This is a genomic window from Rhodobacter sp. JA431, from assembly GCF_900217725.1.
Lineage (GTDB): Bacteria > Pseudomonadota > Alphaproteobacteria > Rhodobacterales > Rhodobacteraceae > Rhodobacter > Rhodobacter aestuarii.
Genome location: NZ_OBMP01000002.1, coordinates 512886 through 538572 on the forward strand (window position 1 = coordinate 512886; position 25687 = coordinate 538572).

The 25687-nt window shown below is 59.4% G+C and carries 20 protein-coding genes and 1 tRNA gene; 15 read left to right on the forward strand and 6 right to left on the reverse strand.

Features of this window, described 5'->3' with window-relative positions; genetic code table 11:
* Positions 1-14: 14 nt before the first annotated feature.
* Together CRO18_RS06170 and dksA are read right to left on the reverse strand one after the other, a co-directional pair.
* Positions 15-1157: an FAD-dependent monooxygenase gene (locus tag CRO18_RS06170; protein WP_097081574.1), complete on the reverse strand. Its 1143-nt coding sequence runs from the start codon at positions 1155-1157 to the stop codon at positions 15-17.
* Positions 1158-1293: 136 nt separating this feature from the next.
* Positions 1294-1716 (reverse strand): RNA polymerase-binding protein DksA, encoded by a 423-nt coding sequence (gene dksA / locus CRO18_RS06175; RefSeq protein WP_076483174.1) that lies wholly within the window; start codon positions 1714-1716, stop codon positions 1294-1296.
* Positions 1717-1954: 238 nt separating this feature from the next.
* Here dksA and CRO18_RS06180 point away from each other — a divergent pair, with 238 nt between their 5' ends.
* The 4 genes from CRO18_RS06180 (at position 1955) to CRO18_RS06195 (ending at position 7327) form a co-directional block, all read left to right on the forward strand.
* The gene (locus CRO18_RS06180; RefSeq protein WP_097081575.1) at positions 1955-2797 is read left to right on the forward strand and encodes a MoxR family ATPase; all 843 of its coding nucleotides are present in this window, start codon (positions 1955-1957) and stop codon (positions 2795-2797) included.
* Between the two features lie 160 nt (positions 2798-2957).
* Positions 2958-4982 (forward strand): ASKHA domain-containing protein, encoded by a 2025-nt coding sequence (locus CRO18_RS06185; protein WP_097081435.1) that lies wholly within the window; start codon positions 2958-2960, stop codon positions 4980-4982.
* Positions 4983-5031: 49 nt separating this feature from the next.
* Positions 5032-5105: transfer RNA gene (locus CRO18_RS06190), tRNA-Gly, on the forward strand.
* Positions 5106-5404: 299 nt separating this feature from the next.
* Positions 5405-7327, forward strand: a complete 1923-nt coding sequence (locus CRO18_RS06195) for an alpha/beta hydrolase domain-containing protein (protein WP_097081436.1) — start codon at positions 5405-5407, stop codon at positions 7325-7327.
* 44 nt (positions 7328-7371) lie between these two features.
* On the opposite strand, the gene betC is transcribed toward CRO18_RS06195, so the two are convergent.
* Positions 7372-8886 (reverse strand): choline-sulfatase, encoded by a 1515-nt coding sequence (gene betC / locus CRO18_RS06200; protein WP_097081437.1) that lies wholly within the window; start codon positions 8884-8886, stop codon positions 7372-7374.
* 39 nt (positions 8887-8925) lie between these two features.
* Entirely contained in the window at positions 8926-9870 is a 945-nt protein-coding gene (gene choX / locus CRO18_RS06205) for a choline ABC transporter substrate-binding protein (RefSeq protein ID WP_212710055.1), read from the reverse strand.
* A 103-nt stretch (positions 9871-9973) separates the two neighbouring features.
* On the opposite strand from choX, the gene CRO18_RS06210 reads away from it, so the two are divergent.
* Positions 9974-10852 (forward strand): LysR family transcriptional regulator, encoded by an 879-nt coding sequence (locus tag CRO18_RS06210; RefSeq protein ID WP_097081438.1) that lies wholly within the window; start codon positions 9974-9976, stop codon positions 10850-10852.
* A gap of 20 nt (positions 10853-10872) precedes the next feature.
* Here the strand turns inward: CRO18_RS06210 and CRO18_RS06215 are convergent, their stop codons facing one another.
* Positions 10873-12522 (reverse strand): FMN-binding glutamate synthase family protein, encoded by a 1650-nt coding sequence (locus CRO18_RS06215; RefSeq protein ID WP_097081439.1) that lies wholly within the window; start codon positions 12520-12522, stop codon positions 10873-10875.
* 92 nt (positions 12523-12614) lie between these two features.
* Complete coding sequence (locus CRO18_RS06220; protein ID WP_097081440.1) at positions 12615-13487, reverse strand: EamA family transporter; 873 nt, start codon at positions 13485-13487, stop codon at positions 12615-12617.
* Between the two features lie 498 nt (positions 13488-13985).
* Here CRO18_RS06220 and CRO18_RS06225 point away from each other — a divergent pair, with 498 nt between their 5' ends.
* From CRO18_RS06225 to CRO18_RS06270, 10 genes are all read left to right on the forward strand, one after another.
* Complete coding sequence (locus tag CRO18_RS06225) at positions 13986-15335, forward strand: oligosaccharide flippase family protein (protein WP_097081441.1); 1350 nt, start codon at positions 13986-13988, stop codon at positions 15333-15335.
* Positions 15332-16261, forward strand: a complete 930-nt coding sequence (locus CRO18_RS06230) for a sulfotransferase (protein ID WP_170952569.1) — start codon at positions 15332-15334, stop codon at positions 16259-16261. The genes CRO18_RS06225 and CRO18_RS06230 overlap by 4 nt, the downstream gene beginning before the upstream one ends.
* A gap of 141 nt (positions 16262-16402) precedes the next feature.
* The gene (locus CRO18_RS06235) at positions 16403-17914 is read left to right on the forward strand and encodes a hypothetical protein (protein ID WP_097081443.1); all 1512 of its coding nucleotides are present in this window, start codon (positions 16403-16405) and stop codon (positions 17912-17914) included.
* Positions 17911-18861, forward strand: a complete 951-nt coding sequence (locus tag CRO18_RS06240) for a hypothetical protein (protein WP_097081444.1) — start codon at positions 17911-17913, stop codon at positions 18859-18861. Before CRO18_RS06235 ends, CRO18_RS06240 begins: the two co-directional genes overlap by 4 nt.
* On the forward strand, positions 18858-19904 hold the full coding sequence (locus tag CRO18_RS06245; protein WP_097081445.1) for a glycosyltransferase: 1047 nt from the start codon (positions 18858-18860) through the stop codon (positions 19902-19904). The genes CRO18_RS06240 and CRO18_RS06245 overlap by 4 nt, the downstream gene beginning before the upstream one ends.
* The gene (locus CRO18_RS06250; RefSeq protein ID WP_097081446.1) at positions 19901-20740 is read left to right on the forward strand and encodes a sulfotransferase; all 840 of its coding nucleotides are present in this window, start codon (positions 19901-19903) and stop codon (positions 20738-20740) included. Before CRO18_RS06245 ends, CRO18_RS06250 begins: the two co-directional genes overlap by 4 nt.
* Positions 20741-20837: 97 nt before the next feature.
* The gene (locus tag CRO18_RS06255; protein ID WP_143128603.1) at positions 20838-21452 is read left to right on the forward strand and encodes a hypothetical protein; all 615 of its coding nucleotides are present in this window, start codon (positions 20838-20840) and stop codon (positions 21450-21452) included.
* Positions 21449-23374 (forward strand): acyltransferase family protein, encoded by a 1926-nt coding sequence (locus tag CRO18_RS06260; protein ID WP_097081448.1) that lies wholly within the window; start codon positions 21449-21451, stop codon positions 23372-23374. Before CRO18_RS06255 ends, CRO18_RS06260 begins: the two co-directional genes overlap by 4 nt.
* A 93-nt stretch (positions 23375-23467) precedes the next feature.
* Complete coding sequence (locus CRO18_RS06265) at positions 23468-24445, forward strand: glycosyltransferase family 1 protein (RefSeq protein WP_170952571.1); 978 nt, start codon at positions 23468-23470, stop codon at positions 24443-24445.
* Entirely contained in the window at positions 24445-25557 is a 1113-nt protein-coding gene (locus tag CRO18_RS06270) for a glycosyltransferase (protein WP_097081450.1), read from the forward strand. The genes CRO18_RS06265 and CRO18_RS06270 overlap by 1 nt, the downstream gene beginning before the upstream one ends.
* Positions 25558-25687: the final 130 nt, after the last annotated feature.

Here is a 25687-nt window from a genome sequence, read left to right on the forward strand (position 1 = left end):
GCCCCCAAACCGACTTAGATCTCGGTCGTCACGTCGTAGCCATGCACCCAGTCGTAGCGGTTGAGCACTTGGCCCGGCGCAATCAGCGAAGCCGCGCGCAAGGCCGCATGGCCCAAAGTGCGCTGGAAGCCCGACAGGTGATAGTTGCGCGCGTTTTGGTTCGCGGCTTCGACAATCGCCTTGCAGCGCCCCGCGCGCATGGATTGATAAACGCCCAAGGCCACCTCATCGCTGTCATGCTTTGAAAGCGCCTGCGCCAAAACCCAAGCATCTTCCAGCGCCATCACCGCGCCTTGCGCGAGGAACGGCAGCGTTGGGTGCGCCGCATCGCCCAAAATCACCGCGCCCCGGCCTTGCCAGACCCGCGCGACCGGGTGACGAAACAGCCCCCAGAGCCATGGCTCTTTGATCGCCTCAAGCCAGTCTTGCACCTGCGGGCAGAATTCCTCGAACGCCGCAAGCATCGTCAGCGGGTCGTCGCGCATGTTCCAGCTTTCTTCGACCCAGCGCCAGCGCTCTTCCACCGCCACGATGTTGCGCAAACCGCGCCCAAGCGGATAGGTCACAAGGTGCTTGCCTGCCCCCAAGAACACTTGCGCGGTTCTGGGTTCATCATCCGTGCTGGGCACCAAAGCGCGCCACGCCACCTGATGCGTGAAGAACGGGCGCGACTCGCCATTGAGCGCGCGGCGCACCCGCGAATGCAGCCCATCCGCGCCAATCAGCAGATCAGGTTCTAGCGTTTCGCCGCGTGCGGTGAGCAGTTTCGGCTTGCCCGAGGCCAGATCGACATCTTCGATCTTGCAGCCAAGTTTGATCTCTACGCCCGCTTCGCGCGCGCCTTGAGCCAAAATTTCAATCAATCGCGCACGGTGCACGAAGCGATATTCCGCCCCCGGCCGCAACTTCGCCAGATCCATGCGGATCACCCGGCTGCCGGTTTCGCCATCCAGCAGTTCCACCGCCTCGCAGCGCGGCCCGGTGGTTTCCAGCGCATCGCCAAGCCCCAAAGCGCGCAACACTTTGGCGCCGTTGGGCGAGACCTGAATGCCAGCGCCCACTTCGCGGATCGCATCGGCTTGTTCCAAAACGGTGACTTGCGCGCCGCGCAAAGCCAAGGCCCGCGCCACGGCGAGCCCGGCGATCCCCGCCCCCATCACTGTTACGCGTCGTCCGATCAGCACCGCCCGCGCCCTCCCAAATGCAAACACCGGCACCTTGCGGGCACCGGTGAGACCTGTCTGCAATTCGTGTTGCCGTATCAGGCCCTCACCCGGGCCCGTTGGTCCGGCTTCAGTCGTCGCGATGCACGCGCTCGCGGCGCTCGTGCTTTTCTTGTGCTTCGAGCGTCATCGTGGCGATCGGCCGAGCATCGAGACGTCTCAGAGAGATAGGCTCTCCGGTCATTTCGCAATAGCCATATTCGCCATTATCGATGCGGCGCAATGCCGCGTCGATCTTGGTGACCAACTTACGTTGGCGGTCGCGGGTGCGCAATTCAAGCGCCCGGTCGGTCTCTTCCGAGGCGCGATCGGCCAGATCAGGCACGTTGCGCGCCGACTCGGCCAAGCCATCCAGCGTTTCTTGTGATTGCTCCAGAAGCTCGGCTTTCCACGCCTGCAACTTGCGGCGGAAATACTCAAGCTGGCGGTCATTCATAAACGGCTCGTCTTCCGCCGGCCGGTAATCGTCGGGAAGGAATGTTTCGGCTTTCATCGCTTCACTCAATTTTTTGCCCTCGGTCGTAGGGGGCGTCACCCCCCCGGCGCCGCTTGGCCGCTCCCATACCCCAGACGAGGCGGGTTGTCACGCCCCCATTGCCGTCAGTTGTGCAAGCGCGGCATGATTTCTGCATTGCCCAGAAAGCGAGCAGACGCCGAACGCTTGCGCCATTTTCAAGGCGCGGCTAGGCTTTGCGCTCATTCTTCAGGAGGCGCCCGTGCAGACCGGTTCCGTGCAATTTTCCTCGACCGACAGCTATGTTGCGCCCCCCGATCTGGTGGTGGCGGTGAATGCGGCCGTGGCGCTGGAACGGCCACTTTTGGTCAAGGGCGAACCAGGCACCGGCAAGACGGAACTGGCGCGGCAAGTGGCACAAGCGCTCGGCCTGCCGATGCTCGAATGGGCGATCAAATCCACTACCAAAGCGCAGCAAGGGCTTTACGAATATGATGCCGTCTCGCGGCTGCGCGACAGCCAGTTGGGCGATGCGCGCGTCAATGATGTAAAGAACTACATCCGCAAGGGAAAGCTGTGGCAAGCCTTTGAAGCCACAGGCAAAGTGGTGCTGTTGATCGACGAGATCGACAAGGCCGATATCGAGTTTCCGAACGATCTGTTGCAAGAACTCGATAAGATGGAATTCCACGTCTACGAGACCGGCGAAACCATCCGCGCGGTGCATCGCCCGATCGTGATCATCACCTCAAACAACGAAAAAGAACTGCCCGACGCGTTTTTGCGGCGCTGCTTTTTCCACTACATCCGCTTCCCGGATGCCGAGACCCTGCGCGCGATTGTGGGTGTGCATTTCCCCGGCATCAAAGAGGCGCTGTTGAGCGCGGCGCTGACCCAGTTTTACGAAATCCGCGAGACGCCGGGACTAAAGAAAAAGCCCTCCACCTCAGAAGTTTTGGATTGGCTGAAACTGCTTTTGGCCGAGGATTTGGGGCCCGAAGATCTCAAAGCTGATCCGGCCAATATGCTGCCCAAGCTGCATGGCGCGCTTTTGAAAAACGAACAAGACGTGCAGCTTTTTGAACGGCTCGCCTTCATGGCCCGCCGCCAAGGACGCTAAGCCAAGCACAGGGCTCGGCGAACGATTTTGGGCGCGCAGCCTCCCCAAACGCTGCGCTTCACATGCAAAGATGCCGCAAAGCCGCGGCACGCTGTCGCAGCGGGGCTTTGCCTTCGCCGCGCCCTGCCCTAGAACGAGGGGGCAAACGGGGAGTGCGGCGATGTCGGACGATGCATTGGTGATTTTCACGCCTTCGGGCAAGCGCGGTCGCGTGGCGAAAGGCACGCCGGTTTTGGCGGCAGCGCGCGCTTTGGGGGTAGACCTTGATTCCGTCTGCGGCGGGCGCGGTATTTGCTCGAAATGCCAAGTCGCGCCGGGCTATGGCGAGTTCCCCAAACACGGGCTGCATGTGGGCGAAGATGCGCTGAGCCCGATCAACGCCGTCGAGGCGCGCTATGACCGTATTCGCGGCTTGAAAGAAGGGCGGCGGCTCGGCTGCCAGGCCTGCATCCAAGGCGATATAGTGATTGACGTCCCCCCCGAGAGCCAAGTGCACCGTCAGGTGATCCGCAAAAGCGCCTCGGAACGGGTGATGGAGATGGACCCGGCCACGCGCACCCTGTTCATCGAAGTGCCCGAACCCTCGATGCATGAACCGAAGGGCGATTTTGAGCGGCTTTCTGAGGCACTTGCGGCGCAATTTGGTCTGACGGGCTTGCAAGCCGGTCTGCCGGTTTTGGCACAACTGCAAAAGGTGCTGCGCAAGGGTCATTGGCAAATCAGCGCGGCAGTGAACGAGGCCGGCAATGGCACCCCGCCGCGGCTTGTCGCGGTTTATCCGGGCCTGCGCGAGGCGGCGCTTTACGGGCTGGCGATTGATTTGGGCTCCACCACGATCGCGGGGCATTTGGTGGCGCTGGATGATGGGCGGGTGCTCGCCTCTTCGGGGCTAATGAACCCGCAAATCCGCTTCGGCGAAGACCTGATGAGCCGCGTTTCCTATGCGATGATGAACGAAGGCGGCGCGGAAGAAATGACCCGTGCCGTGCAAGAGGCCATGGGAAGCCTAGCCGAGACACTCGCCACCGAAGCGGGCGTGGAGCGTGGCGATATTGTGGAAGCGGTCGTGGTTTGTAACCCGGTCATGCACCATTTGCTCTTGGGCATTGATCCGGTCGAGCTTGGCCAAGCGCCCTTTGCGCTGGCCACCAATGAGGCGCTCGATCTGCACGCCGCCGATATTGGACTTGCCCCCCTCGCTCCCGGCGCGCGCGCCTATATTTTACCGCTGATCGCGGGCCATGTCGGGGCCGATTGCGCCGCCGTGGCTTTGTGCGAAGCGCCCGAGGCGCGCGAGGATTTGTCGCTGATTGTCGATGTGGGCACCAATGCCGAAATTCTGCTCGGCAACAAAGAGCGCGTGCTGGCCTGTTCTTCGCCCACCGGGCCTGCCTTTGAGGGGGCGCAAATCTCCTCGGGTCAGCGCGCAGCACCGGGCGCGATTGAGCGTATCGAGATTGATCCCGCCACGAAGGAACCGCGCTTCCGCATCATCGGCAATGACTTCTGGTCCGATGACCCGGCTTTTGGCACGCCCACCATCACCGGCATTTGCGGCTCTGGCATCATCGAAGCCGTGGCCGAAATGCGCATTGCCGGGATTTTGGACCCATCGGGTCTGATTGGTTCGGCCGAACAGGTGGGCACGGCACGCTGCTGCGCAACCGGGCGCACACATGAATATGTGATCCATGACGCCAGCCCAGACGGGCCCCGCATCACCGTCACCCAAGGCGATATCCGCGCGATTCAGCTCGCCAAATCAGCGCTTTACGCGGGTGCGCGGCTGCTGATGGATGAAATGGGCGTTGATAAGGTGGACCGGGTCGTTCTGGCCGGGGCCTTTGGCGCACATATCAGCCCCAAACACGCGATGGTGCTGGGCATGATCCCCGATGTGCCGCTTGAGGCCGTCACCTCGGCGGGCAATGCGGCCGGCACAGGCGCGCGGATGGCTTTGTGCTCGCGCAAATCACGCCGAGCGATTGAGGCGCAGGTGCAGCGCATCGTGAAAATTGAAACCGCGATTGAGCCGCGCTTCCAAGAGCATTTTGTGGCCGCCAATGCGATCCCGCACGCCACCGCACCGTTTGAAGAACTGGCCAAAGTCGTCACCCTGCCCGATGTCGGCTTTAACGCAGGCGGCGCGCCCGAAGGCGGTGGCCGCAGACGGCGTCGCGGATAGCGCAACAATGCTTGACGCGCCCGGATGCTTGGCATATCTGGGCGCTCATGCGGGTGTAGCTCAATGGTAGAGCCGCAGCTTCCCAAGCTGAAGACGAGGGTTCGATTCCCTTCACCCGCTCCATCTCATCCGATGATAATAGAAAACCCCCTTCGGCTTTGGCTTTTAGGGCGCTTTGAGCGCGCAGGACTGCGCTTGTCCGGCGTGCCCCGCCCCAAGTTACCGCGCAGAAAACGCCCTCCTCGCCCGATTGCGACATAATGTCCGGGCGGCGTTTTTGTCGCAAAACGGACTGGTGCTCGCGTCGCAACGAGGCGTAGCAATGTCGCACCATGCCGCCTAATACCCTGATAAATAAAAATACATTCCCGAATTCAGGGTTTGGCATGTCTCCCCTCAAAATAATAGTAGGACAGACAGCTATGCTGTATCGAACCCGAGTTCTCGGAGGGCTTGCGCTCGCCTCAACGGTTTTGCCGCTCCCGGCATTGGCCGAGGTGAGTGGCCTCGACATCCTCAGCCGCGCGCCGGCTTATGATGGCCGAGTGTTTGGTGATGTGGGCGCTTATGAGCGTATCGATGCGATCGCCCATTTCACCTTGGACCCGAAATCGGAACGTGGCGCGAAGATCGTCGATCTCGACAAAGCGCCGGTGAACGCCGATGGCCTGGTTGAATTTTCGTCTACCGTGACGATCCTCGCCCCCGTTGACGCCGACAAAGGCGCCAAAACGATCTTTTATGAGGTCGCGAACCGTGGCCGGAACCTGTCGTTCGGGCTTTTGAACTCGGTGCAAAAGATCGGCAAAGATTTCACCATCGACGATCCGGGCGACGGGTTCTTGATGCAGCAAGGCTTCACCGTGGTCTGGAGCGGCTGGCAGGCGGGGCTTCCCGAAAACCTCGCCCATATGAGCGCGCCGGTGATTTCCGATTTCACCGCCCCCTCGCGTGAGGAATATATCTTTGACAAGGATGAGGCTGTCAGCACCGGCAAGCTAAGCTATCCGGCCGCCGATCTGGACCCGGCCAAAGCCACGCTGACCGTGCGCGCCAAAGCGGGCGATGAACGCACCACGCCCGAGGGGCTGACGTTCCGCTATGTCGATGAGAACACGATCGAAATCACCCGTCCGGCGGGCTATGATGCGGGCGCGATCTACGAGTTCATTTACCCCGCGAAAGGCTCCTTGCCCAACGGGCTTGGCTTCGTTGCGGTGGCCGATCTAGTCTCTTTCCTGCGCGGCAATGGACCTGAGGGGATCGAGGTGCCTGTTGGGCCGATCGAGCACACGATTGATATGGGAATCTCGCAATCGGGGCGGTTCTCGCGCGATTTCGTCTATCAAGGCTTCAACGCCGATGCGAATGGCAAGCCGGTCTTTGATGGCGTGATGGCGCATATCGCGGGTGCGCGCAAAACCTTCGTGAACTATTCCTTCGCGCAACCGGGGCGCTATTCGCGCCAGCATGAAGACCATGACATGCCGGGCGATCAGTTCCCCTTCACCTATGTCGATATGATCGACCCGGTGAGCGGGCAAACCGGCAGCATCTTGACGGCCTGCTCCGAAACCAACACCTGCCCGAAAGTAATCCAATCGGACACGTCGACCGAGTTCTGGCAGGCGCGCGGCTCGCTCGTTTCGACCGCCCCCGATGGCACGGCGCTGACCATGCCGGAAAATGTGCGGCTGTTCTTGATCTCTGGCGCGCCGCATTTCAGCGTTTGGGGGGCCGCTTCGAAAGAGGCCGCGACTTGCGCCTATCCGACCAACCCGCTGAGCGCAGAGCCGACGATGCGCGCTTTGACGGTGGCGATGAAGGACTGGGTCTTGGAGGGCAAAGAACCGCCCGCCTCGGTCTATCCGGCCGGTCGCGATCAATTGGTGGCCGCCGATGCCGCGGAAATGCCGATGATCAACGGCACCCGCCCACAACCGCCAGTCAATGGTTTGGAAGTGCGTGACTATAGCGTGCAACCGCCGAAAGCCGGTGGCGCCTATGAAGTGCTGGTGCCGAAAGTCGATGCCGATGGCATGCCGATTGGCGGCGTGCATGAGCTGCCGATGGCGGTACCGCTCGGCAGCTATCTGGGGTGGAACCTGCGCAAAGAAGGCTTTGCCGGGGGCGAACTTTGCGGCACGACGGGCAGCTATCTGGCCTTCCCCGAAACCGGTTCGAACGCTGATAGCCGTGCGCCGGTGAGCGCGCGTTATGCTGATGCGGCCGCTTATCACGCGCAACTGAAAGAAGCCGCAGATGCGTTGATCGCGCAGGGCCTTCTGCTGGAAGCCGACCGGGAGATGGTGATCTCCGCCGCCCCGGCCTATCCGGGCAACTAAGCCCAAAAGCTGCGCGCGCCATCCACTTGGCGCGCGCAGAATGCTTACTCCCCGCGCGGGTAGCGCTGGTTTTCTTCCAAGACGTTCAGATCCATATGGTTGCGCATGTAACGCTCTGATGCGCGTTGCAGCGGCTGGTAGTCCCACGGGAAATAGGCCCCATTGCGCAACGCCTCATAGACCACCCAGCGCCGGGCTTGGCTTTCGCGCACGGCGGTATCGAAAGCGGCCAGATCCCAGCGCGCTTTCGCCATCCGTGTCAAACGATCAAGCTCGGGGGCGTGATCGGCATCCATGGCGAGATTGCTGCGCTCCTGCGGATCTCTGTCCAGATCATGCAGCATCGGCGGGTCAGCGTCACACAGCGTCAGCTTCCAACGCCCGTCGCGCAAAGCGACCAGCGGCGCAATCGAGCCTTCTGCGGCATATTCCATCGGCACCGGGCCGCGTGTGCCCGTGCCTGCAACAAGCGGCGCAAGATCTTCGCCATCGGTCCAGCGCGCGAGCGCGGCAATATCGAGCCCCGCAAGCCCGGCAAGCGTTGGCACAACATCCAGCGTCGAAACAGGCGCCTCAATCCGCGCGGGCGCCCAACCCGGTGCCGCGATCATCATCGGCACGCGCGCCGAGCCCTCATAGAAGTTCATTTTGAACCACAAGCCGCGCTCGCCCAGCATATCGCCGTGGTCAGAGACGAACAGAATGATGGTGTTTTCCTCCATCCGCCCGCGCTTCAGGACATCGAGAATTTCGCCAATCTTCTCATCAATGTAAGAGATATTGGCAAAATAGCCTTGGCGCGCGCGGCGCACATGTTCGGGCGTAATCTCAAAAGCGCGGAAGTCGCTGGCTTCCATCAAGCGGCGCGAATGCGGGTCCATGTCTTCAAACGGGATCGGCGGCAGTTCGGGGTCGCGCTCCGGGCAATCTTCGTAAAGATCCCAAAACTTGCGCCGCGCGACATAGGGGTCATGCGGATGGGTAAAGCTGACGGTCAGGCACCAAGGCCGATCATCAAGCCGCCGCGACAGGTCATAAAGCTTGCGCGTGGCATTGTAGGCAACCTCGTCGTCATATTCCATTTGGTTGGAGATCTCGGCCACCCCTGCCCCGGTGACCGAACCGAGGTTGTGATACCACCAGTCAATCCGCTCGCCGGGTTTGGTGTAATCCGGCGTCCAGCCGAAATCGGCGGGATAGATGTCGGTGGTGAGCCGTTCTTCAAAGCCGTGCAACTGATCGGGGCCGACGAAATGCATCTTGCCCGAAAGCGCGGTGTGATAGCCCGCCCGGCGCAGATGATGCGCATAGGTCGGGATGTCAGACGCGAATTCGGCAGCATTGTCATAGACCCGCGTGCGCGACGGCAACTGACCGGACATGAAGGAGGCGCGTCCCGGCGCGCAAAGCGGGCTCGCGGTATAGGTATTGGCAAAGCGCACCGAGCGCGCGGCAAGCGCGCTCAGATTGGGGGCATGCAGAAACGGGGCCGGACCATCGGGAAACAGCGTTCCGTTGCACTGATCCACCATCAAGATGAGAATATTCGGCTGGGTCATATCTGGTCTGGCCTGTTTTCTGATTTGCATTTGCTAAGGTCAAAGACCCAAAGCCGCTTTCACCGCATCCGCACCGGGCGCGCCCTCAAGCGTGGTGACACCCTCAAGCCAAGGGTCCATCGCTTCCGGATGCGCCTTCAACCACGCGGTTGCCGCCACTTTCGCATCCGTCCCGTCAAGGATTCCGCCCATCAGCGTGTTTTCCATCTCAAGTTCGAACTGCATCTGCGTGAACAGTTTCGCTGCATTCGGGCAGGCCTCAGACCAACCTTTGCGGGCCAGCGTGTAAACCTGTGCCCCGCCGTAATCGGGGCCGAAATAGGCGTCCCCGCCCGAAAGATAGGTCAATTCATGCGCGGTGTTCATCGGATGCGGTGCCCACGCAAGGAAAACGATGCCCTCGCCTGCTTTTTCGGCACGTTCCACCTGCGCCAGCATCGCCTGTTCGCCCGATTCAACCAAAGACCAGCCCGAAAGCCCGAAGTCATTGGTGTCGATCATCTTCTGGATGCTGGCATTGGCCGGCGCACCAGATTCGATGCCGTAAATCTTGTGATCAAACGCATCCCCATGCGCGGCCAGATCGGCGAAATCCGCAACACCTTGCGCGGCCATATAGCTTGGAACGGCAAGGGTGAATTTGGCCCCGGCAAGGTTTTGGCCCAGAATCTCGACCGCGCCCGCTGCCGTCAGATCATCAATGAAATGCTGTTGCGCAGGCATCCAATTGCCCAAGAACACATCAAGATCGCCGGTTTTCATCGCCTCATAGCCGATTGGAACCGAAAGCGTGCGCACCTCGGGCGCATAGCCCAGCGCCTCAGTCACCACGCTGGCCACGCCGTTGGTGGCGGTGATATCGGTCCAACCCGGATCAGAGAGCCTGATCGCCGCGCAAGAGGGTTCATCGGCATGGGCAAGGCCGGTAAGCGCACACAGCACAGAGGCGGCCGCAAGGCCGTGCGCATGGAATTTCATGGTCATTGGGGTTCCCTGTTGGCTATTTATGACGTTAAGAAAATGGAGGATGTGCGACCTTGTGAAGCATGGTTTTCTTCATGCCTGCCATAAAGGGCTTTTATAGATCATGCGGCCAGTTGACGTTGGATGGATACGGGTTTTTGTCGAGGTGGCGGCGCGCGGCAGCCTGTCGGCGGCGGCGCGGCAGCTTAGCCTCACGCAACCGGCTGTCAGCTACCAAATGCGCCGCGCCGAGAACGAGTTGGGTGTGCCGCTTTTGCGCCGGGTACATCGCGGCACAGAGCTGACCGAGGCGGGGCGCCGCTTGGCCGAAATTCTCACCCCGGCGGTGGCACAGGTCGACATGCTGGCGCGGGAGTTGCGCCAAAATCCGGCCAAGCGGGTGCTGCGGCTTTACACCGATTTCGCCTTTTCGGCGCTTTGGCTCATTCCCCGGATGCATCGGTTTCGGGAACGGTTCCCCGATCTTGAATTGCAGGTCATTGCCACCCAGCACACCGCACTGCGCGACCTATGCCCCGGCGATACGGCGGTTATTTTTGGCGCGCTCAACCAGATCGAAGGCCCGTGTGAGTTGTTGCTGAGCGAATGCGTGGTCCCTGTCTGCACGCCCGCCTTTGCCAAGGCCCATGGCACGGCGCTTGAACGTGCACCGTTGATCCATCTTGATAGCACCCTCGCCCCGGCCAAATGGTTCGACTGGACGCGCTATCTGTCGGAAACGGGCAAAACGCGGCCAGATGCGCAAGAACGCGGGCTTCATTTCAACACCTATTCGCTGGTGATCGAGGCAACGCTCGCGGGGCAAGGTGTGGCCTTGGGCTGGCGCGGGCTGATCGACTCGATGTTAAGCCGCAAGATGCTGGTGGAAGCCGGAGCCTCGCTCACCAATGCCGATCAAGGCTATCTGCTGGTGCAGCACGGCGCGCACGACCCTGCCGCCGCACATTTGCGAACGTTTTTGCTTGAGGAAAGCGCCCGTTAAAGCGCCCCGATCAAGACGCTTTATGAGAGGGCATAGCGGTTTTTCGGCATCCGCTCCGCCACAAAGGTCTCGGGGCTGGCGCGGGTCCAGCGATCCAACCAGACCTGCAAATCTGGATGATCCGAGCCATCGACCAAGAACCCCTCCGGCAGGTCTTCAAAGACTTCATTTCCGTCTAGGAACTCATTGTTCTTGCTACGGAACATAAAATGATAAGGCAGGAATTGCGATGGATGCGACAGCCCCGCCGCCCCAACCAATTCGCCCAAAGCATGCAACGTGTTTTTGTGAAACCGCGTCACACGGGCGGTTTTATCACCCACATCCAGCGCCAGCATCCGTTTCGGGTCTTGCGTCGCAATGCCCGCCGGGCAGCGGTTGGTATGGCACGACTGCGCCTGAATGCAGCCAATCGCAAACATATAGCCGCGCGCGGAATTGCACCAATCCGCGCCCAAGGCCATGGCGCGCGCAATATCATAGGCCGAGACGATCTTGCCCGCTGCCCCAATGCGGATACGCCGCCGCAGCCCCGCCCCGCGCAGGGTGTTGTGGACGAAATGCAACCCCTCCAGCATCGGCATGCCGACCCGGTTCACAAACTCAAGCGGCGCCGCCCCGGTGCCGCCTTCCTTGCCATCAACCACAATGAAATCGGGCGCGATACCGGTTGCCAGCATGGCTTTGACCAAACACATAAACTCGCGCCGATGGCCGATGCACAGCTTGAACCCCACCGGCTTACCGCCAGAGAGTTCGCGCAATTGCGCGATAAAGCCCATAAATTCGCGGGGGCTGGAAAAGGCCGAATGCGCGGCGGGCGAGACACAATCTCGGTCCATCGGAATGCCCCGCGCCTCGGCAATTTCGGGGCTGATTTTTGAGGCTGGCAGCATCCCGCCATGGCCGGGCTTTGCACCTTGGCTCAGTTTCACCTCGATCATTTTGATCTGCGGATCGCGCGCTTGGGCCGCGAATTTTTCGGCTGAAAAGCTGCCATCCTCATTGCGGCACCCAAAATAGCCCGAGGCGATTTGATAGATCAGATCGCCGCCGCCTTCACGGTGATATCGGCTAATGCCCCCCTCGCCCGTGTCATGGGCAAAACCGCCCGCCTTCGCCCCGCGATTGAGTGCGGAAATTGCATTGGCCGACAGCGCCCCAAAGCTCATCGCCGAGATGTTGTAGATCGAGGCTTCATAGGGCTGCGTGCAATCCGGCCCACCAATCGTCACCCGGAAATTGCTATCCTTGATCGTTTTCGGCACAATCGAATGGGTGAGCCAGTTGAAACCAGAGGCGTAGACGGATTCCACCGTCCCAAAGGGGCGTTTATCTTCCACCCCCTTGGCGCGCTGATAGACAAGGCCGCGAATTTCCCGGCTGAACGGCACTTCGTCACGGTCGGATTCAAAGAAATACTGCCGAAACTCCGGCCCGACGCTTTCGATCATATAGCGCAAATGGCCGATGATCGGGTAGTTGCGCAAAATCGCATGGCGCGGCTGGCGCAGGTCATAGACCCCAAGCGCGCTGAAGCCAGCCGCGAGCAAAAACACCAAAAGCACCCAAGCCGACCCAGTGAACAGCAAGGTCACGGCAGAGAGCAGGGTCAGCAAAAGCGCAGCGGCAAAGGGAATATAGCGGGCGTTGAGGCGCAGGTTGGTCATGGTAGGCGCGCGGCTCCCGTTTGGCGGTTGAAACGGCTCGCCCCATTGGAACCACGGCTTTGGGTTCGAAACAAGCACAGAGCGTGGCAAGATCAGCCCTGAGAGAGCAAGATCACCCCGCCAATCAACACCGCGCAGCCAATCAGCCGCCAGCGCCCCACGGTTTCGCGCAAGATCAGCATCCCCATCAATGCGCCCACCATCATCGACATTTCGCGCATTGGCGCCACAAGGCTCAGCGGCGCGCCTTGGGTGAGCGCAGTCAGCACCAAAATGTAAGACAGCGGCGACAAAATCCCCACGCCCAGCGCCGTGATCCAATGCCCACGCATCGCAGCGCGCGCCCGCGCGGGGTTCGCAAGCACCATTGGCAACAGCATGAGAACCCGCAGCAGGTTCGACACCCAATCGAGCACAACAGGCGCAATGCCCAGCATCTTCACCGCCATAGCATCTGTCACCGTGTAGCTGGCGATAAAGCCGCCCGTCGCCAGGCCCCAGCGCACGCCCGCTTGCCCCTCGGGGCGGCGAAAGGCGGCGATGTTGCCTTGCGTGGCAATCAGGACAATGCCGCCCACCACAGCGATCAGCCCCGCCACACCCGCGCTGGTTGGGGGCTCGCGAAAAACCACAAAGGCGGCAAGGGTGGACAGCATCGGCCCGGTGCCGCGCGCCACGGGGTACACGACCGAAAGATCGGCCCGCTGATAGCCGCGCTGTAAGCATAGGTTATAGCCCAGATGCAGCACCGAACTGGCGAGCAAAACGCCCGCCCCCGTCCAACTGAGCGCAAAGCCGCCCCGCCAAATCAGCCAAACCACCCAAGGCGTATAGATCACCCAAGCAATCAAACTAAAGGCGAGCACAAAAACCGGCCCCGCCGAGGCAGCGCGTTTGGCGAGCAGGTTCCAACCGGCATGGATGAATGCGGCAAGCACAACAAGAAGCAATGAGGTAAGCGTCATAGAGACCCCCTTTTGCGCCCACCATTGCGGCGATGGCGCGGTTGATCTCGACGTCTCCTCCCCTGGGCTTTTGTCCCTTGGGTGCAGCCGGGAACACCCCGGTCTCTGCAACGCTCGGTCCAGCGGCACTGTGCCCGGAACCCTAGTTGCCACTCAGTCGATAAATGGAGCCTATGCGGGAAGGGCCGATAAGGGCAACTTCAATCTCAGAGTGCTGACCCCGCAAGCGCCCCCCAGAGGGGATGATGCGTCAATTCGCGCGGGAATAACCGTGGATCTGCCCAGCCTCTCGGCCCCGCGCTCTAGTGACAAATCGTCGAAAATCGGTATAAATTCAAATTCAACCTGAAGGCGAACTTATCTAAGCTATTGAATCGCAAAGGTGGTGCGCGATTCCATCCAAATAGATGTTTCGGAGATGCGGTTCTATGCCTTGGCTTGGGTGCGAGCCTGTGTGGCCTAGGACGCAGATCAATCGATCAGACGCACAGGATATGAATGTTTCAAACGCCAGCAACGGTACATAATACGATTGGCCTGCTGGGACGCGGCGGGAAATACCTGCGCGGGGCGGTGGGATTGACCGCACTTCGCTTTGCCTCGGTTGGGATGGGCCTGATCGTAACAGCGCTTCTTTCGCGTGGGCTCGGTGTCACGGAATTCGGGATTTTCGCTTTTGCGATCAGTGTCGCCACGCTCTTGGCGCTCCCGCTTACAGGTGGCCTTCCTACCTTATTGATGCGCGAGATCGCCATTGCAGAGGCAAAAAATACACCCGCCGTGAGCGCTGGCCTGAGCCAGTGGGGGTATCGTTTGATGGGCTTGGTGAGCCTCACCTTGGCTCTTTTGGCGGCGGCAGCGTGGTGGCTTGGGCAAAAAACCGGTCTTTGGCCGTGGGACCCAAAGGAAAGTATCGTTGTCGCCTTGGTCGTTTTGCTGGTCCCCGCGCTCAGTTGGCAGCAGGTGCAGCGTGGCATCCTATCAGGGCATCAAAAGGTCGTATTGGGCGGGCTCGGCGAGCAATTGTTCCGGCCGACACTGATGGTATTTTTGGTGATCACGCTTGGTGCATGGGTCTGGCCTTACGGCGCGCCGGGGGTTCTTGGGCTACAACTGAGCGCGACCTTAGCCGCCATCTTGCTGAGCTTTGCACTGATGCGGCGCAACCTGCCTGCGCGCATCAATACCGGTGCGGAAATCCATAATCGCGAATGGCTTATGGCCCTGCTCCCACTCACCGCGATTTCGACCACGACGATCCTCAAAAACAACACCGACATCTTCATGCTCGGCATCATCGCAACCCCGGCAGAGGTGGGGCTTTACCGTATCGCGGCGCAGATCTCGGTTATTTCAATGCTTATCATGCAAATCCTGCGGTCACTCTCCGCGCCCCGAATTGCCGCAGCCTTCGCCAAAGGGGATATAGCGGCGATGCAGCGTCACTTTATCAAGGTGGGCCGTGTCATGTTCGCGGCTTCAGCGATTTTTGTGCTGGTGTTCGCAGCTTTCGGCAAACCGGCTTTGATACGGATTTTCGGGCCGGATTATACAGGCTCCTGGGCGCCGTGCCTGATGCTCTCGCTAGCCGCGCTTTTCAGTTCCGCCTGCGGCTTGGTTGGTATGGCACTACAAGTCACGAAACATGCCAAGCTGGCGGCGCGGGCAGCCGCGTATTCGGCTGTGGTGAACGTGGTCTTGAACCTCGCCTTCATCCCGCTTTGGGGCGCGATGGGCGCAGCCATCGCAACCGCGATCACGACCATTGCGATGCAAACGCAACAATGGTTCATCGCCCGCCGCGTGCTGGGGATGCGCACCGATGTCTTTCAAAGGATGACGCCATGACACAAGAGCGCTTCCCGGATTTTTTCATTCTTGGCGCACCCAAATGCGGAACCACGAGCTTGTTTTCGTGGTTGCAAGCGCATCCCGACACATACTTGCCGGTGAAAGAACCAGGGTTCTTCTCGCCGGATATATTGGAATTGAGTCGGCATCCCGGCGCAATTCGCACATTAAAGCAATATCTTGATCGCCTGTGCCCGCCAGACGCCGCCGGGAAGATGACCGGGGAATCGACACCGAAATACCTTTATTCGGAGGCCGCCCTGCGCGCGCTCTCCCCCCATGCCGGACGGATCAAACTGATTGTCATGCTGCGCAACCCAGTGGATCTGGCCATTGCCATGCACGCACAAAACCTACGCCAAGGCAGAGAACGCGAACCGAATTTTGAGCGCGCCTGGTCACGCGGCCCTGCGGCCCTTGGAGATCGCCTCACTGATTACCGTTTTTGGGGGCAGCCCAGCGTGCATTTGGCGCGTTGGCGTAATGCCTTCCCCGCAGAAGACATCCATGTTCAGCTCCTTGAAGAAAACATGAAAAACGACCCAGCTGCAGCACATGAGGAAGTTTTGTCTTTTCTCGGTCTCGCGCCGCACCGTATGGACAGCTATGCCCCCCAAAATATTCGCAAATCTTATCGCTCTGCGCGACTGAAAAGTGCCAGCAGTCGGGCAAGACGCTCCGTCTATCGGGCACTTGAAGTGGTCGGAATAACGCCGCAAGGGACGGGCATACTGCGCATGTTAGAGGCATTGAACAGCAAGCCTATTGCTCAAACCAATTCTGCCGCAAGCGTACGAAAAGAACTCGCGAAAACCTTTGCCGAAGACGTCTCGAACCTTGCGCGCCTTCTAGGGCGTGAGACCCTCCCATGGCCTGACTTCAAGTTGCACCGCGCCCATCGGGCTGAAACAGAGGAAGCCTGACTCCATGACCCGAGCTTTGCGTGAAGCACAAATTATCGTGGCATTGGGTACCCGCGATGCCCAAGCCGCCTTGGAAATGCGAGGCGTCGAGGCCGATCAATCGTGGGCCAATGAATCGATTGCATCACTCGAGGCGGTCTCTTGATCGACTGGCCGATCATAAACAGTGCGCTCAAGCAGTGGCTGATCGGCATGCTCCTGGTGCTTGGCTGGTTTTTGGTGACCAATTTCACCTGTGCGGCCGGTGGCTGTAACGATGCGACAGCCAGCAATATGAGCCTGATCGGGTTGGGGGGAATTACTTTCATCGGCGCGCGCGCGGCGCATAGCTTGATGCGCGCAGATACACAGCTCCTCTTTACACCCTTGGTGGCTTACGCGGCAGCGAGCGCACTTTTTTTCGGCTTTGGCCCGATGTCGAGCTTTCTTGCGAGTGATGCGACGCTCCGCTTTCTTGCCAACTCAATCTACGCCACGACACCAGAAGAGGTTCTGCGCACTGGCCTTTTGTCGAGTAGCGGGATCGCTATTTCCCTCATCGCGATTGTTTTGCTTCTTCCGCGCTACGCAAAAGCGGTCCGATACCGCCCAGTGATCAATCTACGCAAAGTGACAATGATCCTCCTAATCACGGGATTGGCTCTAAATCACCTCGTGATCATGCCTTCGGTCTACGGCACGTTGAAATTTTCAGTCCCAGGCATGATAGGAAATCTGCGGTATTTACCCGATATTGGCTTTGCTTTGGTCGCGATGCTGGCCGCCCAAGGCAGCAACCGATGGAAACTTTTATTCTGGATGATTTGGCCGTGGCATTTACTACTCGCCTTCCCGGAATTTTCCAAAAAAGCGGTAATGCTCACCATAATCATGCCAGCCATTGGCGCCTTTATTGGTCATCGCTCTTTCCGGAGGCTCGCCCTTTGGATTGTGGCAGCAATGCTTTTGTTTGCTTCGCTACAAAATATTAATGCGATCTCCCGTTGGGCAGCCAGTGATGCTCAGGAGCATTCTGAGGTTTTAACACTCCGAGATCGATTTCAGATATTGTTGGCCTCCGGCATTTCGACCACAAACGTGGACGACCTGCTTCCTGAGGCCCAGATCGGCGTTGAAACATGGTGGTTGCGGCTGAATTATTCGGGTCCGCAGGCTGCCGCAATGGAGCTTTACGACAGCGGCAATACGTCAACCTTCACCACCAACATTTTAGTTTACTTGGTTCCGCGCATCCTTTGGCCGGACAACCCCCCCCTCCCAAGCCCCGGACAAGCGTTCAACGCCATTGTAAGCGGCAACCCCGACAACCAAACAAAGGTCGGTGTCACAGTCTTTGCCGACGGGTACTGGCAGTTCGGCTGGTTTGGGGTGTTTCTGTGGTCGGCCTGCGTCGGTGTGATTTTCGCGGTGATGACCCGCATGACCCTGATGCAGCTCGGTGCGGGTCGGTATCTTTACCTGCCCGCCGCTATCTTAGGGGTGCAGATGGGGGCGACCTCGATGACGGCATTTTTCCAAAACGGGTTTCTCGCGGGGCTGCCCGTCTATTTTGCCTACTGCTTCGTGGTCTACCTACTCTATCGCATCTTGGGTGATATCGGAAAAGCTCAGGCGCTGCGACGCGGTGCGCCGCCACCGAGGGTCGCGGCATGAGCAAATCAACCCTCATAATCTCCGCCTTGCGGCGCTCGGGGACAACCGCCCTTTGGCAAAGCTTTCGCAACCTCCCCGAGGTCGCTGCCTTCGACGAACCCTTCCACCCACAGCTTGCGGCTGGAGCACGCGAGAACCCGAAAGGCACTTGGCCAGAAATCGCCACGTTCTTACAACAATCGGGATCACAGCCAGTGGCCATTTCGCCGATAGGCGAACTCGAAGCCAGCCCGTCTGAAGCGGAAATCATCTGGATGCAAACGCTGCAAGCAGCCGCGCCACGTGTGGCAATGGATGTGGTGCGCTGTTGGAACCGGTTACCGGCCCTTTGTGCCAATCCGCAGGACATTCTTTTTGTGCTTTTGCTCCGCGACCCGGCTAGTTGGGTTACGGCACATCTGCGCCCTTCGGGGCGCGGCACATGGCGCAAACGCGTGATGGATGTCTGGCGCCAGCAGAGCTTCTTCTTTCGCAAAGGCCTGTTCGACAATTACCACTATGAAACGATCATAGCCGAGGCCTTGAGACAAAATCATCCCCTTTGGGGCGCCGTCACACTACCGATTGAAGACCTAAAACACGCGCCAGCCTATGTGAAGCTGTTGGCGTTTTGGTGGGGCAGCAACCTCGCCTCCTATCAATTTCTGCGCGACGGCCCCTCTCGCCCCCTGATCGTGACCTTGTCCGAATTTAGCACCACCCCGGCACGCGAGGTGCAGCGACTGCTCGATGCGGCTGGCTGGCATGATCTCTCGCCAAACCTATCCCATGTCGCGGCAACGCGCAGTTCGCACGGCAATGCCGATGGCCGCATCCATCCCGCATGGCTGCGCGCGGCACGCGATCTGGGGATCGAGGAAGACCTGTTTGAGGCCGGTGGTGCGACGGCTCAGGCGCTTGAACGCGCGTTCGAGGCGGCACTCGCGCATGGAAGGAGCGCAAGATGAGCAAAGCGCAGATCCTCTATATCGGCAATCTTCGCGAGGGCGGCAACGGGCGCGACCGGATCGCGATTTTTGAGGCACAGGGCTACGCTGTCGAAGGGTTCAACACCTTGCCTTGGCGCGAAGCGGGACCACGCGTCTTACGAAGCCTCACCGCGCGCTGGCAAATCGGACCGGCGGTTTCAGGGCTCAATCAGGCGCTACGCATGCGCGCCATGCAAGGAGGCTTTGATGTAGTTGTGGTGGACAAAGGCACCGTGCTTCACGCGGCCACTCTCCGTGCCCTCAAAGCCGCATCGCGCAAAAAAATCGCCATTCACTACACACCCGACGCCGGTTTTGCGGACAACCGTTCGCGTGAATTCTATCGCGCGATCGCGGACTACGACCTGCTCGTGACAACGAAAAATTTTGAACTGTCAGATTATGCACGCGAGGGTGCGCGCCAGACCTTGCTGATCCATCAAGGCTATGGCCCTCGCATCGACCCAAAGCTAGCCACCAATCAACGCGACTTGGACGTCGTCTTTCTCGGGCATTGCCAACCGCATTACGCCCGCATGTTGAAGGAGGCAGCACAAGCGGCGCCGCTCGCGATTTGGGGGCCGGGATGGCCGGATTACGCCAAACGCCATGCTTGGGCACGATCTGTGGTCAAGGGGCCCGGCCTGTACGGCCCTGATTACGCACGCACGCTTGGGCGCGCAAAAATTGCCATCGGCCTTCTGTCAAAACGCGTGCCAGAGACAACCACGACCCGTAGCTTTGAAATCCCCGCGATGGGCACGATGCTCTTGGCTGAACGCACCGAAGACCATGCCGCTTTGTTCGAAGAAGGGCGCGAGGCCGCTTTCTTTTCCACCCCCTCCGAACTGACCGAAAAGATTGTGCACTATCTGGCAAATGATGCGGCCCGTCAGGCTATCGCCCAGGCGGGCCAAGCCCGTTGCCAATCGTCAGGCTACGCCACCGCCAGACAATTCGCCCGGATCACCGACTGGTTGGATGAGGCCATCTTAAGCCCGACCGAAGGAGCCATCGCATGACCGACCCCAGATTGCCCAACTTTCTGATCATCGGCGCCGGGAAATGCGGCACGACCTCGCTTTGGTCCTACCTCAACCAGCATCCGCAAATCGGTATGTCCGCGATCAAGGAACCCTCGTTCTTTTCGCAAGACGATGTATTTCGGCGTGGCCTAGATTGGTATCGCAAGCTTTATACGGGCAAAGAGGGGCGGCGCGTGCGCGGTGAAGCCTCAAACTCCTATTCCGCGACCGAAAGCTATCCACAGACCATAGAACGGATCGCGGCAACGCTCGGCCACCCCAAGCTTATTTATATCACCCGCCATCCCGCCGCCCGCACCGAAAGCGATTGGATGCAGCGCAGTAATTTCACGGTAGTGCCCTTCGCGGAGTTCATCCGAAATGACCCCCTACATGCCGACAAAAATATGTATTTGCGCTGCTATGAGCGCTATGCCGCGCGGTTCGGTGCCGAGAATATTCTTGTGCTGTTCTATGAGGATTTGCGCAAAGACCCCTCTACCGTCCTGAGCAAGATCTGCACCTTCCTCGGCGTTGATGAGCACTTTGCCTTCGACACAGACACCCGTCACGGTCAATCGGCACGGGGGCGCAAGTTCATGTATGGGCTTGGGAAACTGCGCGAACTCGAACTCTACATGGACCTGAGCTTGATGCTGCCTGACAGCGTCAAATCTCGGCTGCGCGAAGCACTCTCCACCACGCAAGAAATCTCTCGCCCGGTCTGGAGCACCGAGGACCAAGCCTATTTCCGCGCACGGTATGAAGCCTCTTCGCGGGCGTTCTTGGAACGTGTTGGTCGCGCCCCAAACCTATGGGCATGGGAAGGCTGAGATCATGTCCATTTCTGACGATCTGATTTTTCTTCAACTGCAGAAGGCTGCGGGCACCCATATTGCCGCTCTGTTTATGGAGCATCTCAGGGGCCGAATGGAGGACAAGCATAGCGCGCTTGATTTTGAATCCGGCGAGCGACTGGTCATTGGTACGGCTTGGCGCGGGCCTGCAGGTTGGGGCCGCGCACTTCAAGACCTTCGTGCCCATGCAACGCGTGATGTAGCGTTCTGGCACGACGTCTATGCCGATCCACATGACCCAGTGCGGTTTCGGCGCTGGCTCACAGCCTTGCTATCCGCCAAGGGCCGCCGCTTGTTGGGTGCAGACTATGCCACGCGGCCATTGGCAGAATTTGCGGGATTTTACACCTACCGCTTCCTATCCGTCTTCACTCCGGTCGCCACATGGCGCGCCTATGCAGACGCGATCCGCCGCCCCGAAGACATTGCCCCGTTTTTTGCGCGCAATTGCGCGGTGTCGATGTTGATCCGCACCGAAAGCCTGGAAGAAGATTTGGCGCATGTCTTTGCGCGCATCGGACGCCCGGAAATCACCGCAGACATTTTACGCGGAGACCGCATCAACGCCTCCCGCCGCAGAAAGGCGGAAAGCTACTATGATGAGGCAACCCTCAAACTGGTGGCCGACAGCGACCCATTCATGGTCTCGCAATTTGGCTATGCACCGCCGGGGGGCGCCAAGAGATGAGCACGCGCCTCGCCTATCGCCCCGAAATAGACGGCCTACGCAGCATCGCCGTGATCCCAGTGATCTTGTTTCATGCAGGCTTCACGGTATTTTCAGGGGGATATATTGGGGTCGATGTCTTCTTCGTGATCTCTGGTTATCTCATTACGGGCATCTTGCTGCGCGAAATCGCCGAGCAGAATTTTTCGATCCTACGGTTTTATGAACGCCGCGCCCGCCGCATCTTGCCTGCCCTCTTCGTCGTGATGTTGACATCCCTGCCCTTTGCTTGGGCGTGGATGACCGCGCCGCTTTATGCAGATTTCAGCAAAAGCCTGCTTGCGGTGCTGGGATTCGTGTCAAACATCCTCTTTTGGCAACAAAGCAGCTATTTCGATGTTTCTGCCGAATTCAAGCCCATGCTCCACACATGGAGCCTCGCCATTGAGGAGCAATATTACATCTTCTTCCCGCCGTTGCTCTGGGGCGCGATGCGCTTGCTCAAGGTGCGGGGCAGTCTTATCGTTTTTGCCGCCTTGACCGCAGTCAGCTTGACGCTGACAGAGATGATGGTGCGAGGGCATCCGATTGGCGTCTTCTATCTGCTTCCCTTTCGGGCGTGGGAGTTGCTCACAGGCGCGCTATGTGCGTTTGCTCATCTGCACGGTAGGCGGCACGAAAACCAAAGCTTGGTCGTTGTCGGGATCGTCCTGATCCTTGGGTCGATAGTCTTCTTGGATGCAAGCACGCCCTTTCCATCCCTATTCGCTCTGGCGCCCGTTATAGGGGCCGCGCTGGTGGTGCTTTTTGGTTCCGCGACCGGGCTTTCTGGTGCACTGCTCGCCAACCCCGTGGCGGTCTGGGTTGGGCTCGTCAGTTATTCCGCCTACCTTTGGCACCAGCCACTTTTCGCACTTGCGCGCCTGCGCTTCGATTTGGCCTCCGGCACACCGATTTTCTTGGCGCTCTCGGGCGCAAGTCTTGCCCTTGCTTGGGCAAGCTGGCGCTATGTCGAGCGCCCCTTCCGACGCCAGCTTCCGCTCAAGCCCTTTATCGCGTTTACGGTCTCGACAGCGCTGGCGCTGTCTATGGTCGGAACCCTTGGCACGATTGAATATAACATGGGGCGCTCTCGTCTCGCGCCGATCCTTTACACGGATGCGCTGATCAATACCGAGCAAGAACGCGCCTTGACATGGAGCACCGTGCTAGAAAACCCTGATCTGGCGCAGGCTTTGACGCATTTTCCGAAAGATGCGGCGCAGCGGATATTGCTGGTCGGAGACTCCCACGCAAAAGACTTGTTCAATGCGTTGTATCTTACCGATGGCCCTGAAAATATTTCGGTGCGGCGCGTAACCATGGGCGGGGCCTGTACTTACCGTGTGAATGCTCGGTTTGAGCCGACCACACCGGAGCAATGCTTTCGCCAATTGGTCAAACGAGCCGGACCGTTGCTAAAAGAAGCAGATGCCGTTTTACTCACCAAGCGCTGGGTTTTAGAAGACGGCACGTTCTCCGTTTATTTGCCGGTTTTCATCGCCCGTCTCAAAACGATGGGCAAAACAGTCGCGATCGCCGGTAATACGGTAGAATACGCACCCGAACCGCCAATGCTATTGCGGCGGATGGCCAAGCACGGCGCCCTTGACACGGAAGATGTTGCACATCGGCTTTGGGCCGCCCGCCGACCACAAGTCTTTGAAACAAATGCCCGTTTAGCAGAAGTCGCGCAAAATGCAGGGATACCTTACTTAGATAAGACCCCCTTGCTTTGTGATATTTCGGAAATGGCATGCCCTGCCCTGACCGAAGACGGCCACGCCATCTATACCGATTACGGGCACCTCTCGCTTCAAGGCGCCATGGCGATAGGACGCCAAATCCGCGAAACCGAATGGTTGGGACCGCTTTGGGCAACCCGCAAAGAAGGTGCGCCATGAGAAGTGTGAAAACCGCAAAGAAAGGAACGATGCAATGCACATCGTGATGCAAGGCAGCTTCCTATGACCTCCCCGCTTCCCGTCACATTGTTGATGCGCGCATCGAAGGAGCGCGGCTTCTCGATTGAAGCGGTTTTTGATACGATCGTCGCGCATCTGCCCAAGGACATCTCCCCGACCTTGGCAATGTCTCCCTACCCAAGCGTAGGAGTTTTGCCTCGAATTATGGCGATAATTCACGCATGGCGCACCACCCGCAAAGCGGCGGTCATTCATATGACGGGGGATGCACATTTTTTGACGCTGCTCTTGCCCCGCAAACGCACGGTTCTAACGGTCCATGATTGCGAATTTCTTGACCGTAGTCGTGGGCTGAAGCGTTTCATTCTCTGGCTGATTTGGATCCGCCTCCCCGGGCAAAAGGCCGCGGCCATTACCACCGTTTCCGAAGCGGGAAAGGCGCAGCTTTTGCGCTGGCTCAAAATCGATCCGGCGCAGGTTGAAGTGATTGAGAACCCCCTCTCCAAAGTCATGCCGCGTGTCGAGAAGCCCTTCGCCGCGAAACCGCGCCTGCTGATGATTGGCACCGCACCGCATAAGAACGTTGACCGCGTCGCCGAAGCCGTTGCGGGATTGCCAGTGGTCTTGGAGGTGATTGGGCGCCTGCCCGAAGATCGGCTTGCGCGCTTGCGGCAGTATGTCGAGGTGATCTCACGACATGACCTAACCGATGCGGAACTGGCGGCGGCCTATGCAGAGGCAGATATTTTGGTGTTCCCCTCCCTGTCTGAGGGGTTTGGCCTACCGATCCTTGAGGCACAGGCGGTTGGCCGCCCTGTCATCACATCGAACCGCTCCCCGATGTCAGATGTCGCGGGGGACGCAGCACTGACAGTGAATCCAGAAGATCGCGCCGCGATCCGGGCCGCTGTGGAGCAGCTGATCACGGATGCCCCCCTGCGCGCGCGTTTGGTGGAGGCTGGGTTCGAGAATGTCACCCGGTTCACCCCACAACGCGCCGCCGAGGCCTATGCCGCGATTTATCGCCGCGTGGCACAGGAGGCAAAGTGATGCGCGTGGCCTTTCTTGCGGGGCAGTTGTCACGCCAGGGATCAGGTGTACGACAAGTGATAGAAGGCCTGTCGGGCGGGATTGCGCGACAGGGCAATGAGGTGAAGGTATTTGGCATCAGCGATGCGACCTGGGCGACGGATGCGACGCATTGGAAGGGCGCCCCTGCCGAAGTTTTTGAGTGCTATGGCCCCAGTAATTTCGGCTTCACCCCCGCCTTGGGCAAAGCGCTCATGAACTTCGCACCGGATCTGCTGCATTTGCACGGCATATGGATGTATTCTTCTGCCATTGCGGCCACTTGGGCTGAACGCACAAAGCGGCCACTTGTGATCTCACCGCATGGCATGCTGGCCCCGGCCGCTTTGAGCTACTCCAAGCGACGCAAACGCGTTGTGCGGGCACTCTATCAAGATCGGTGCTTTGCAAATGCAGCGGGCTATCACGCAACCTCCGCAGCCGAGGCCAGAGACATCCGCACCTTTTGCGGAGACGTGTCGGTGGCCGTGGTGCCGAATGGTGTTGAAGACACAAGCGTGACGCTACCTGATCTCGCGACGCGTGCCCATAAAGTCATCGCAATCGGGCGGCTGCATCCCGTGAAAGGGTATGATCGGCTGCTGCAGGCTTGGGCCCAGGTCGAGGCTCACTTTCCGGGGTGGCAGCTTGAGATCGCCGGACCAGACCCAGACGGTTATGGCAAGTTTCTACGCAAACTGATTGAGGACCTAAAGCTTCAACGCGCATCAATCGGCACCGCCAAATATGGCGAAGCGCGCGATCTGGCGATTGCTGATGCAAGGCTCTTCGCCCTGCCCTCTCTCACGGAGAATTTCGCGCTCACCGTCCCCGAAGCGCTGCTTTGTGCCACCCCAGTTCTGGCCAGCACCGGGGCGCCTTGGGCAGAGCTTCCCCAACGGGGCTGTGGTTGGTGGGTCGATCCGACGCCAGATGCGCTGGCCGAGGCATTACACGCCGCGCTTTCGTTGCCGGAAAAGCAACTGGCCCAAATGGGAAAATCAGGCCGAGACTGGGCACGAAGCGCCTTTGGCTGGGACCACATCGCACAAGATATGGTCGGTTTTTATGCTTCCGTGCGAGGTCCGACATGATCGCGCAGAAAGCTTGGCACGCTGGGGGTACACATCATGACCGGAATAGATAACGTCCCCAAGCTTGACATCGCAGGCAACCGAAAAAGCCGGAAATGGAGCCGAAGAGCCCAACTCGCCCGCGTGCTTT